Annotated in this window: 7 protein-coding genes; 3 read left to right on the top strand and 4 right to left on the bottom strand. The window is 35.1% G+C overall.

Annotation, left to right across the window (positions count from 1 at the left end; translation table 11 throughout):
* Positions 1-716: 716 nt before the first annotated feature.
* Positions 717-887, bottom strand: coding sequence for a hypothetical protein (locus tag ACSV4D_RS17430; protein ID WP_439229276.1), 171 nt, complete (start codon positions 885-887; stop codon positions 717-719).
* 115 nt (positions 888-1,002) lie between these two features.
* Here ACSV4D_RS17430 and ACSV4D_RS17435 point away from each other — a divergent pair, with 115 nt between their 5' ends.
* From ACSV4D_RS17435 to fabF, 3 genes are read left to right on the top strand one after another with little or no spacing between them, the layout of a single operon-like run.
* Positions 1,003-1,596, top strand: a complete 594-nt coding sequence (locus tag ACSV4D_RS17435; RefSeq protein WP_439229278.1) for a TetR/AcrR family transcriptional regulator — start codon at positions 1,003-1,005, stop codon at positions 1,594-1,596.
* Positions 1,597-1,650: 54 nt separating this feature from the next.
* A complete protein-coding gene (locus ACSV4D_RS17440) occupies positions 1,651-2,088 on the top strand; it encodes a PaaI family thioesterase (protein ID WP_439229279.1) in 438 nt (145 codons plus the stop codon).
* On the top strand, positions 2,085-3,323 hold the full coding sequence (fabF, locus tag ACSV4D_RS17445; RefSeq protein WP_439229280.1) for a beta-ketoacyl-ACP synthase II: 1,239 nt from the start codon (positions 2,085-2,087) through the stop codon (positions 3,321-3,323). Before ACSV4D_RS17440 ends, fabF begins: the two co-directional genes overlap by 4 nt.
* 655 nt (positions 3,324-3,978) lie before the next feature.
* Here fabF and ACSV4D_RS17450 read toward each other — a convergent pair.
* The 3 genes from ACSV4D_RS17450 to ACSV4D_RS17460 all read right to left on the bottom strand — a co-directional run bounded on the left by ACSV4D_RS17450 (position 3,979) and on the right by ACSV4D_RS17460 (position 13,635).
* Complete coding sequence (locus ACSV4D_RS17450; RefSeq protein ID WP_439229281.1) at positions 3,979-5,667, bottom strand: sodium/sugar symporter; 1,689 nt, start codon at positions 5,665-5,667, stop codon at positions 3,979-3,981.
* A 200-nt stretch (positions 5,668-5,867) separates the two neighbouring features.
* Positions 5,868-6,518, bottom strand: a complete 651-nt coding sequence (locus ACSV4D_RS17455; RefSeq protein ID WP_439229282.1) for a hypothetical protein — start codon at positions 6,516-6,518, stop codon at positions 5,868-5,870.
* A 79-nt stretch (positions 6,519-6,597) separates the two neighbouring features.
* Positions 6,598-13,635 (bottom strand): pectinesterase family protein, encoded by a 7,038-nt coding sequence (locus ACSV4D_RS17460; protein WP_439229283.1) that lies wholly within the window; start codon positions 13,633-13,635, stop codon positions 6,598-6,600.
* Between the last annotated feature and the right edge of the window lie 311 nt (positions 13,636-13,946).

A 13,946-nucleotide genomic window follows, 5' to 3' on the forward strand; every position in this document is an offset into this window, starting at 1 on the left:
AAATTGTTCAATGCAGAGGACTGAAAAACAAAAACTCAAAACAGCATAAAATGATTCTGAATCTGATGAAAAAAAATTTGTATCAAGTACGCTCTCGTATGAAAAAGAAAAAAACTACAACTTCTTAATCTCAACCATATTATCAGCTCTTTTCTTTAAAAGAGCTGAAAAATTTCGCCCCGCATTTGCTCTTACTTTCGTCAGCAATTACGGGGCGATTATATTGTCCAAGATTTCGAAAATTTAAGTTTATCAAAGTTTCTAAAAAGACTCTAAATTCTAAATCTCAAAAAATAAGGCATATAATATAACTTCAAGCAAAATCTTTGGATAATCACCAGATTACCTGCTTTACTGTAATTTTTTAAAAATGGTTGAACATTAACCGACTCCACAATTTAATCAACTATTTGAACAGGATACTTCTCGGGATTAAAATTTTAGAACTAATAAGGTAAATATATCGTTTGCTTTTGATTACAATACTAGAATTCAACATATAAACAACTGTAAATCAAACAAAAAACACAAAACAACTTACTTAAAATTACACCTATCCGAAAATAACTCTTCAAACAATTTTATTTAAGTATAAATTCTTATTTTTTCACCATTTTTTATGGATATCTTCTATTATTCTTTTTTAATTTTCGCTAAATGGATATCTAAACTTAACTATTATCCACTAACTAATAGATAAAGTATTAATGATTGAGCTAGTCAATTATTTCAACAGGATTATGAAGCTTAACTTCATCTACATCTTCTTTCCCAAACCAGCTGTTCACTTTTAACCTCAACCTTTCAATAATCATATACATAACAGGCACTAATACTAAAGTTAATACTAATGAACTACTCAATCCTCCTATAATTACCCATGCCATAGCATTTTTCACCTCCGCGCCAGCACCTTGCGCCAGTGCTGCTTAAAAAATTTCAAATAAAAATATACCTTTCGGTATATTTTTATTTAACTTTGTCATAATGAAAAAATAAAAAATGTCTAAAGCAGATCAAACCAGAAAATTCATAATAGAGAAAACTGCTCCCATCTTTAATAAGAGAGGTTTTGCCGGGACTTCCCTTTCAGATATTACAACAGCAACGGGACTCACGAAAGGTAGTATATATGGCAATTTTGAAAACAAAGAAGAAGTAGCCCTAGCTGTTTTTAAACACAATACTGCAAAATTGTGGAAGAAAAAAGAAGATTGGATCTCAACTTACACAGATCCAAAATCTAAAATATTGGCACTGGTTGATTTTTATAGAAAAAATTGGAAAGAAATCTTTGAAGATGGCGGTTGCCCGGTCATGAATACAGGAACAGAATCAGACGATGTAATGCCCAAAATGAAAGAGCGTGTTAATTTAACAGTTAAGAACTGGATTAAAAATATTTCTACAATTCTAGAGGAAGGCATTGCACAAAACACATTTAGAGCTGATATCGATACTTCAGAATATGCGCAATTATTCATTATGATAATTGAAGGAGGCATTCTTCTTTCAAAAATTTCAGACAACCCCAAAAGCCTATACCTTGCTATAGAAAGAACTGAAAAAATTATACTTGAAGAAGTGATACTTTAATTTTTTTTATTTAAAAAAAATACCGTTCGGTATAAATTAAAAAGCAAAGAACAAATGACAGCATTAGAACAAATAATTTCTTTCACAGGAAAAGAATTCAAAGAATCCCGTTCTCCATTTATGCACTGGTTTAAACCAATTGTTATAAAAGCAGAAGAAGGTAAACTGGAATTACAATACTCAATTAGAACCGAATGGCTAAATCCTTTAGGAAATTTACATGATGGTATAACTGCTGCAATTATTGACAATACTATTGGAGCCACAGTAATCACATTAAATGACCCTGATTTCTTTTCTACAATAAATACTTCAATAGATTATTTATCTTCAGCAAAGGGAAATGAAAAAATTATAGCAAAAACCCATATAATTAAAGAAGGTAAATTGTTAATTAGCCTTAAATGCGAAATTTGGAACAGCAATAAAACCAGGCTAATTGCCTTAGGAACATCTAACCTTTTTAGAACAGTAGCAAAAATTAAACAATGAAGAGAGTAGTAATAACAGGAATGGGCACTACAAACCCACTAGGAAACAACATAGAAGAATTTTGGAATAATGCTATCAACGGTAAAAGCAGCGCAGGAATCATTACCCGTTTTGATGCATCCAAATTTCGCACTAAGATTGCCTGTGAAATTAAAAATTTTAATCCGGAAACATATCTGGAACGTAATGAAATAAAACGTAGCGATCTCTTTACTCAATATGCTCTTTATAGTGCAACACAGGCAATTGAAGATTCCGGTTTAGATTTAGCACAAATGAATCCTTTTGACACTGGAGTAATCTGGGGTGTAGGTCAAGGAGGTATGGAAACTTTTGAAAGTGAGGTAGAAAACTATGTCACTGGAAACTACATACCTAGATTCAGTCCGTTTTTTTTTCCTAAACTTATTCTAAATATGGCGTCGGGGATGATTTCTATGAAATTTGGCCTGCAAGGTATTAATTACACTACTGTTTCTGCTTGCGCCACCGCCAACACAGCAATGATGGATGCCTTTAACTATATCCGTATGGGAAAAGCAAAAGTGTTTATTACAGGTGGTTCTGAGGCACCTTTAACTGCAGCATCAATAGGTGGTTTTTGTGCAATAAAAGCCATGTCTGCCAGAAACCATGATCCTCTTTCAGCCAGCCGTCCATTTGATAGAGAGCGTGACGGCTTTGTTATGGGAGAAGGCGCCGGTGCTCTGGTCCTTGAAGAATTTGAACATGCTAAAAAAAGAGGTGCAAAAATTTATGCAGAATTGGCTGGCGCTTCTATGACTGCCGACGCCTATCATATGACTTCTCCTCATCCTGAGGGATTAGGAGCTGCTAAAGCAATGCAACTTGCTTTACACGAGGCACGACTTAATACACACGACTTGGATTATTTGAATTTACATGCAACTTCAACACCTGTGGGAGATATTGCAGAACTAAATGCGGTAAACAAAACATTCAGCGGATCAGATAATTTATGGGTGAGTTCTTCCAAATCGATGACAGGACACTTACTTGGTGCTGCCGGAGCTATTGAAGCCATACTTTCAATAAAGTCAATAAACGAACAAATTATTCCGCCAACCATAAATCTTGATAATCCAGACGACGCGATACCATCCGGAATACAAATAGTATCAAATCTGCCAATGCAGAAAAAAATAAATACAGCTATGAGCAATGCCTTCGGATTTGGGGGACATAACTCAACAATTGTTTTTCGTAAAATATAAACTTAAAAAGGTCAAAAAGAAATTATCATCAATATAACCTCGTTAAAAAAAATAATCAATCCCAACAACTAAATGAATTTCAGTTGTTGGGATTGATTATTAAAAACATCAGAAAACATCCAAAATTTAGCTTGATTAAATACTTAATAAAATCATTTTTTTACTATTTATTATCAGCTATGATTTTTCTTTTATTCCGTCAAAAACCATTCTGGAAACCTCACCAGCGCATTTAGTTTGAATATGAGTGTCATCTTTTAGTCCTTCCGGTTAAGCCTCATATTTACCAGCTGGAAAATTCATAAAATAATTTTCAGTTGACAGAACCTGTCCATTTTTTATGAAACAATTCGTATCTCCAAAAAATATATTATTAAAATTAAAGATAAAAAACACATACTTATTAGTAGAAAAAGAATTTGACATACGACAGAAAAAATATTAATTTCCCCAATAATTACAGCAGCCTATTTCCCTAAGTTATCCAAGAACATTGATAGAGATGGAAGGTATTCGATTTTAATCCTATCAACTCCGCATAAACTTGTAATTTTACAGACTTTATTACTAATACTAGTAAGATCAGTTACTTGTGTTTTTAATTTTCAAACTAGCAACTTGAATGATTCAATTATTTGCACTGGATTACAATTTTCTACCAAAACACAGAATATAAGGCTACTAATATTCCGCATATAATCATTGCTCCTACTGCAAAGCCTTTGCTAACATTAAACATTTTACTATCAATTTCTAAACCTTTGGCTTTAGATCCATTTTTTTCATCTATTAGACTTATCAAAATCATGAGTAATACACAGATTACGAATACGAATCCCATCCTGTCCAAAAATGGAATTTCATAAACCATAGATTTATCCTCTTGCTCTACTAATGTTGCAAAACCACTACTACTTAAAAATTCCAAATTCATAATATTAGGTAGGAATTTAAAAATTACTGAAAGCACAAAACCTCCAATAGTCGCAAACATAGCAGCATTGGAACTTGTTTTTTTCCAGAAGAAGCCTAAAATAAACATGGCAAAAATTCCAGGACTTACAAATCCGGTATATTCCTGAATAAATTCAAAACCTCCTTTTTTATCTATCCCTAACATTGGCGCTATTAGCACCGCAATAAACATTGATACTAAAACTGTTAATTTACCAATCTGAACCAATTTCTTTTCGGTAGCATCTACATTTAATTTGTTTTTATAGATATCCAATGTAAAAATGGTTGAAATACTATTCACTTTACCAGCTAATGAAGCGACAACTGCTGCAGTTAAGGCTGCAAAAGACAATCCCTTTAAACCTACTGGTAATAAGTTTAATAATACAGGATAAGATCTGTCTGGATTCATTACTCCATCAGGACCTAACATTTCTGTTTGCAAACCTCCTTTTGAATAAATTACAAAAGCAGCGATACCCGGCAATACTACAATAACAGGCATTAATAATTTTAAAAAGGCTGCAAATAAAATTCCGCTTCGGGCCGTTTTCAAATCCGCCCCTAAAGCTCTTTGTGTGATGTACTGATTGCATCCCCAATAATTTAGATTTACAATCCACATTCCTCCTAACAGCACAGTCAATCCTGGCAAACTAGGAAAATTAGGATTGTCTTTTTTGAAAATCATATGAAAATGATCTCCAGATTGATTCATCATATAATTGAAACCTTGAACTACTCCGCTTTGTCCGTTTAGTTCAGCAACCTTGTCTAAGGCTAAATAGGTGGTAACTAATCCTCCAAAAATTAGGAACACTACCTGAACCACATCGGTATATCCAATTACTTTCATCCCTCCTAAAGCAATAACAATAGCAAAAAAAGCGAGCCCATACATGCAAAGAGTAAGATCGATACCCGAAATACCATTAATGGCCAATGCCCCCAAATAAAGTATAGACGTTAAATTCACAATAACATAGAGTAACAACCAAAACACAGCCATAATCATAGCTACATTTTCATTGTATCTTTCACTTAAAAACTGAGGCATAGTATAAATTTTATTCTTTAAATAAACAGGGATAAAAAATACCGCTACAATAATTAATGTGAGTGCTGCCATCCATTCATAAGTAGCAATGGCTAAACCCATTTTAAAACCATTACCTGACATGGCTATAAATTGCTCCGAAGAAATATTGGAAGCAATCAAGGAAGTACCTATAGCCCACCAAGTCAAAGATCCTTCTGCCAAAAAGTAATCATGAGACGCCGAAATTAATTGTGTTTTTTTACGTATATATACTGAATAACCATATCCCGCTACAATAAAAAAGTAAACAAGAAATACCATGTAATCGGCTAATTGAAGTGAATTCATAAAATTGTTGTATTAAATTATTTTAATTGTTAATGATTTGTTTTTTTTGATAAAAAAAGGTATCAGCAATAGTATTTACTGATACCTTTCCGGAACTTTTAGTTGATAATATTACTAAACTTAATTAGTGAGTTATGTATACCGACGTTAAGGCACAAGTAGTTCATACTTCGGAATCATGCTTTTCAAAATAGCGCATTTTATTCAAACAGAACCATGTGTGTTTTTACGACTCTTTCTTTTGAGTTCACTCTCTTAGCGGTATATTCTACACCCTCATACATTTTTACATTTCCGGTATATTCCATTGTAAATTCAACATTATCCTGAGTTGCTGTTAGAACTCCGTTTGAAAATGTACTAGCTGTACCTTTACCGGAAAAATTCACTTGGTATTGCTTTCCGTTTTCAGTTACTGTAAAAACACCTTCAGTGGGTTTTATACTTAGACCATTGGCAACACGCAAGCCTTTATCGGTTGAGGTAATATTAATTCCTAACAACGATTCGCCCCAAGGTGTATATGTAAAAGGTGCTGCTGAGGAATAATCTCCCAACATATAGTCTCCCTTTGTCAGTTTCTTATCCTGAGAAGAAAACAATTCAAAATAAACTACTGCAGCATCAGTATTGTTTCCCGAAAGCGTTTCGGAACGGGCTGAAAAATCAGTATTATAGGAATTTCCTTTTTTGCCATAACTTTCCAAATAAGCCTGAGAAAGTGTAACAGTTTTATCGCCTATGGTTAATGAGCCTTCGTTTTTTGCACTTTGAGATTCATCAGTATCATTAGAACAAGCGAAGAAAAAACAAACAAAAACCAGCGAAAATAATTTGACTATAGTATTCATAATTATTACATTTTTTAATAATAGTTATTTTAAAATAACAGGAGGCAAAGTCTAAAAGTTTCGCCTCCTTATTTTAAACTTATTTAATGATAATTTTTGCGGTCATACCTGATTTTGAACTTTGGATTAAATAATAACCCGCAGGTAAATCACTAACTGAAATTTCAGTTTCAGAGTTAGTTGTATTTATTTGTTTTACAACAAGACCTGTTACAGAAACAACATTCACGGTATCATTCTCAACTGATGATTTTAAGGTTACACTATGCTTAGCCACGGTTGGGAAAGCATAAAATTCCTGTAATTTTTTCCAACGAGCATAAACTGACACATTCTCTGTCTGATTAACATCAAAGCCTGTAATTTCAAATAAATAATCAGCATCAGCAAACCATCCCATAAAACGATAACCTCTACATTGAGGAGCTAGTAACTGATACGCCGTTCCAATTTCTATTGTTTTTAAATTAGAATTAATTACCAATTTAGGTAAGTTCATATATGAAACGGAATAAGTTGTTGGTGTTGTAACAATTGGTTTATTATTACCTCCATCACCCCAAAATGCGTAGAATGTCAAAGCTCCTTTTGATGTTGCTGAGATTGACTGTATCACAGCTGGTACAGTTGCGGAATTAGACCATCCAAAGAATGTATAGCCTTCTAATGCCGGTGTTGGTAATAGTGTTACACCACCTTCTCTGTATTCCTCCGGAGCTACTGTTGTCATTGTTTGTCCGTCAATCGCATTAATATACGTAATTGGTGAAAAAGTTGCAGTTGTTTTTAACCATCTTGGATCTCCTAAAACCCCGGCAGTTAATGAAGCCGTTGCCAAAGGTGAATTGGCAGAGAAACTAAAGTCGCCTGCTGTTGGATTTGGAAATAACAGTGTTGTAAGACCTAAACCGTTTACTGTTTTTATGTTCGTTTCTGAAGTAGTAACCGTTCCCTTTACTAATTGAGAAGTTACTCCGTCATTTAAATTATTATCTAAAACAGCTCCTCCAGCTCCACTAGTATGATTTGAATACAACAAGTAAGTTGTCTTTGGATTTTCGAGCTTTTGCTGCATAATATTGTTTTTAAAACTATAAGATGAAGCAATAGCGTATGGATTATTTATATAAACTAATGCATTATTATCCTGACTACCTACATTGTAAATCGTATTACTTTCTACCACCACATTAATCACCTGAGCAGTATCAGAACTATTTTGCAGGGCAATGAAATTATTCGCTTTATCAAAATTATAAATTGTCGCATTTTTCACTGTAATTGCTTTTACAAGATGCGCATCCGGCTGGATAAAATTAGCTCCAATAACCGTAGATCCGTCAATAATACAATTATCAATAGTTATAGCATCGATACTGTTTTCACTATTTCCTTCGGTTAACAAAAAACTTTGCTTCACTCCTTTGATTGTCGCATTTTTGATTTCCAAAGAAGACAAACTGGCTCCATTTTTTAATTGAATAAAATTCGAATTTCCATTATTTAAATCAATAGCTACACTATCAAAACTAAATCCTGAAGTTGCAATAGCAGCATTATCAGTATAGAAAGAAGTAGCTAATACAGGCTTAGCATCTCCGTCAGGTACAAAACGATATTTATTATTAGTTATAGCCAATGGATTTGTCGAAGTATAAGTCCCTGCTGCCATAATAAATTTACTACCATCTTCGGCTTTATTGTATTTTTCAACAAAATTCTCCGGATTAACATAAATATCTAAACTCCCGTTTTGACTATCTGTGATGCGTTTTACAAGACCATATAAGTACACCTCAACATTGGTATATAAACCGTCAACAGTAGTCATATTACCATCAATCGGATTATTAGGATTTAAGCCGTTTTCGTTCTCCCAGGTATCCGGCATACCGTCTCCGTCAGTATCAACTGGAGCATCGGCTGTAGGCAATACTGGCCATCCACCTGCTGCTGATGGAGTATCGATATAACCATTAGTACTGCCGTTACCCCCATTCATAATAGTTGCTGTACCGGAACGAGTATCATTTACAGCACGTATATCTACGGCATCGCGATACAAACTAGCTCCTACATATTCTAAAACTAATTCATAAGCTTTAGTAGCGCTGTGTGTGGTAACTTCACCCGGGTTATGTGGTGTCTCAATTTTCACTTCCGCTTTATCAGCATCACTTACCGGCAATTGACTACCATGAAACTGATTATATACTCCATAAGTCCAGTTGTCCTGAGTAGCTCTTGCAGAGCCCACTACATAATTTCCATCCACGTAATATTTTCCCCAAATACCATACAAAGGAGAAGTGGTATCTAAACTTCTTCCGGTAGACAAAATACGCTCCATAGTAGAACTGGAGGTTCCAGGTCCTGGTTTCCAGTAGTTGTTTACTAAATTGACATTCATGGCATCTCCGCCATAGCAGCTGTTTCCTCCCCAATTGTATATCACATTGTTACGAATGTCTACTAAATCAGTTAAAGCAAATGGATCGTTAGCATATTCCCCTAATCTTGGATTACGGCTATCGTGATGTGCTAACAAGTTGTGATGGAAAGAAGCATTTTTACCTCCCCATACACCACCATAACCATGACCACCTTTAGCATGAACCGAATTTCTCAGACTCTCAGAAATCGCACACCATTGAAGTGTGAAATTTTCATTTTGATAAAAAGAAACACATTCATCCGTTGACCAGCTCATCGAACAGTGATCTACTATAATATTTTTTTGAAAACGTCCTCCTAAAGCATCATTTTCTACGTCATGCGTATCCCCCATTCTAAAACGTAAATAACGAAGAATTACATTATTACCTCTTACCTTAACGTTATAATCCTGCAACGTAATACCTCCACCGGGAGCAGATTGGCCAGCAATGGTAATATTATCTGTAATATTCAATTCACTTTGTAACTTAATGTTACCAGAGACTTTAAACAAGACAATTCTAGGACCACTTTGATTAATAGCATCACGCAAAGAACCTGGACCAGAATCATTTAAATTGGTTACATAAATTACTTTACCGCCGCGACCTCCGGTTACATATTTACCATGTCCCTCGGCACCAGGGAAAGCAGGAACTCCAGTTGAGCTACCTCCTCCACCAGTATTACTACTGCTTACATCAATCTTACCAAAACCTGTAAAAATTTGTGGATGGGTTGTACTGTCATAGGAACCTTCAGCTAATTCAACACCATTAAGGGTAAATGTTTTAACCTTAACAATCGTATTTAAAACAGCTTTTCCTGTCTCTGTAAAATTAATCTTCAGGTTATCTCCCGCAGCCTGCTCATGGCTAAAAATAACCTGATTATCCTGACCTACGTTAATAGTTCCGGAACCAAAAGCATTAGCTGAAGATCCTTCTAATACATTGATATAATTAAGCCCATCATATTTGGTACTTTTCTGTGTTAAATCCCAAGTACCATTAAACGCTGTATTATCTCCTTTTAAAAGTAATACCCCTGTATTTACTACACTACCCTGACCTATATTGAATGGAATTATATTTCCGTTGCCTGAAATTGGTCCTAATAATGTCATTGTAGTTTGATCAGCAATAGAAGATTGCATCTCAAATTTCACATTCCCTGAAATTACCAGTGGTGCTTCCAGTGACATTCCGGCACCGCCTGTATAATAATACATACCAGTACCGTCCTTTAGGATTAAGCTTCCTGTTGCTTTATGAGCACCTCTCAAACGTAATTTTCCGCTGCCTGAAAAAGTAAGATCAGCAGGAAAAACAGTAGCAGTTGTTTCAATTTCCTTAGTCACGGAAACTTGCTTACCCGCTTCAGGCATTGTAGCCGGATCAAAATTGGTAGCTACATCCCAACTTTTGTTTGTAGCTCCAGTGAATACATAATCAAAATTTGTTGGAGGAACTACCGAATCAGGCTGATTATTTCCATTTTCACCCCAAAATGCATAATATATCTGATTTCCTGTAGCAGTAGTTGCTACTACAGTAATTGTATTAGGCGTAGTAGCTGAAGCTGACCATCCGTAAAATGTATAACCTTCCAAAGTTGGTGTAGGTAATGTTACTGCTGTACCTTCTGTATAAGTCACAGGAGTTAAATTAGCTATAGCTACATTTCCAATTGAATTCATATAAGAAATGGAAGAAGTTACTACTCCCCCAATTGTTAATTTACTTAAAGGACTCAAACCACCATAGGCATTGGCTGCCTGAACAGTATATTCATGAGAACCTGAAAGCACTTCTACATCTATGTAGGTGGCATCTGTAGTAATGGCTAAAAATTTTCCATCTTTACATACTACATAACAAATAGCATATTGATTAGCATCCCAGGAAAGGGTATTATTTTGCCCCATTGCTAAATTAGCCGGAGCAGCAATTTGCTCCACAATTTCCAATGGATTCCATTTATCGGTACCACTTAAAACATTTTCAATGGTATAAGCGTCTGCTTGTTCTTTGGTCAATACCGGATTGTAATTTCCAGTTGTTGGCACACCATTTACGGTAAACACATTGGTTCTATTGTCTGTATTTACTTTTACACCACTACCATTCACACTATTGTATTCGGCAAAAAGAGCTGGTACAGTTCCCATACTTGCCCAACCTACTGCATTTGGTTCTACCAACATTTTGGTATTCAAATAAACCGCTCTTGGTGAATTTTGCCAAGGACGTCCTAAATAATAACTTGCAGTTGCAGAAATCGTACAATTATTGAAAATATAACCATTCTGTACATTAGCATCATGGTTTGGTGCCACAATATAACCTGGAGCTACTGAAACCAAATTACATTGCTCGTACCAATGGGTTCCTCCTCCACAGATAAAATCAACATCTCCTTCAATAGTTGATTTGTAATAAAAGGTTCTGTTTCCTCCTGTTACCTCTGTATCCTGTTTACTTCTTAAACGAACGCCATTATACACATTACGGTCACCGGCAGGATTCAAAGCAGGACGTTGACCCGATGTAGTTACACCGTCTTTATGTTCCACAGTTACATTTTCCATATATAAGTCATTGGCCTCAATAGCCAAAACCGCATTCTTAATCCCCCATCCTGGATTACCTTGAAGGATAACACCATCTTTAGATTGAGCAATCAAAGAGACATTATTTTTTCCAGCAGGAAGCGTTAACAATACTGATTGTGGATTGGTTCCATCACCACCTAAATTGTATGTCCCATTCGTAATAAACACCAGGTATCTAGTTGCCGAATTACTTGGAACTTTATTAAAAGCTTCAGCAATTGTTTTTACATATTTTCCTGAAGCCACCTGTTCATCGGAAGCATTAGCATCAACAATTAAGTCAAAATCGCGCTTAGCAGGTATTGGTTTCTGAATGGTTGTAAATGTAAGATTTAAAGCTGCCGCACTATTACCTGATAAATCCTTTACATAACCTTCAGGTAAACTAAAAACATATTGTTTATTATATTCTAAGCCAAAATAACTAAATTTTACTGTCTTGTTTACAAATTCAGCAGTCAGATTTTTTCCGTTTAATGTTGCCTGACCGGCACCAAATTCAACTGATTCATCATAATTTAAAATAATTGTTCCACTAGCACTTGCTGTTGTAGCACCTTCAGTAGGAATAGTGGATTGTAATATTGGCGCAGTATTATCCACTACTAAAACCTCATCGGCTTTTACCATTACATTTGACAATACCGTTGCGGTAACATCAGTTGCACTACCGTGAGTTGGTCCATTCACATTAGGGAACCATCTCAGATAAATTTTTTCTTTACCCTCAGCTTCTGCAGGAAGCACACCTCCAATGGATGTAATAGAACTAGAATTGATAGTTGTCAAACTGGAAACATTGATGAAATTAACCCCATCTAGAGAGTATTGGAAAGTCCATTCGTCACATCCGTAATAATAGCCTATTAAACCCGAAGACACATTGATATTCTTATAACCTACCGTAGATAATGTAGTCATAAAATAAAAAAATTGTCCTCTGTCTGTATTCCATACACCTACACCATTTAAGCCTCCTCTGTTGATAAGTCGAATATTTTGCGCCAGCGAATTATCAGAAACGTGATATCCAAATAATTGAGGCCTGTTTTCTACGTTAGAATACAATTCCGCAACCCTAGGATTAGCATACTGTTCATTTTTAAATGTCCACCCTGCAATAAAAGACACATTGGCATAATTAGCTGTAACATTAGTATTCGCATTGATTGTTACCACTTTGCTCAAAGCAGTGGAGCCATCCTCCCAATTACTGAATTTTATAACCTCATTTTCAACTGCTGTTATGGTCACATCAGTTCCTTTTTCATAAATAGAAAAAGCACCATCTTTTCCTGCAGGACTTACGGTATAATCACCTAATCCGTAAGCTCCTGCTGCATTTACAGTTAATGTAAATGTTTCTAATGTCTCATATTCGGCTACTAAAGTAGTGTTAGCCGTTATAGTAAATGTATATGGATTGGCTGTAGAAACCGTAGTTCCATCACCATCAGTCCATTTCGTAAATTTATAACCAAAGTTCTTATTGGCTGTCAGCGTTACTTCAGTACCCTGATTAATTTGCGAACCTGCCGGATTAGCGGCGATTGTACCTGCAGCAGCCGGACTCAATGAAGTGGTTAAAGTATAAAGTACCGCATTAGGGTCATTTGTTACTTTTTCAAAATAATCTACATTAAATAAATACCCTGTATTTGTTGGGTGTTTAAAAACAAGATAAAAATCGTGGGTACCGGTCGTAGAAGTGATATTGGTTGAAAAAATCTTATAATCTGACCAACCTGTACTTCCGGACACCGTAGCTGTTCCTAGTAAGGTTCCGTCAACGGCATCCAATCTAAACTCGATTGTTCCTCCTGTAGCTCCTGCCGCTTTTACATCAAAACGAGTATCATATTGATTAAACACATGCCCGGTAAATTTAATCCAGGTGTTATTTTTGACATATCCTACATTTCCAGTTCCGGAAAGTGTCGAATTGGTTTCGGCTCTCGCACCAGAAGCCTCATTGAATGTCTCGGCTTCTATCCGCTGAATTGTTTCTGAATACCCTATTACTGAAAAAAGCAGCAGTAACAGGGAAATAAAGTATTTTTTTTTCATTTTTTGGTTTCTTTTGGTTATCTGGTTTTCATTTCCTCCGTAAACGAAAATCTTATTCATTTAAAATCTGTGTCGGAGGTCGGTAATTCGTTTTAAAAATTCTTTTGTTTCATACTTTTTCGTTTTTAAGGTTACTATTTTTTAATTTATAATATTACAAATCCCAATATATACTGCTATTGGATTATTTTAATCTGATTTTTAATCGTTTCAGAAACTTTAATTTCCTAAAAATCAATTTCATTACCCTCAATATTCAGGCAAATCGATTGGGTTAAACTACCTCCAGTAATAAATAACTGTTTTTGAGC

It is taken from the genome of Flavobacterium sp. ARAG 55.4 (assembly GCF_051846875.1).
In the GTDB taxonomy this organism is placed as follows: Bacteria; Bacteroidota; Bacteroidia; order Flavobacteriales; family Flavobacteriaceae; genus Flavobacterium; species Flavobacterium plantiphilum.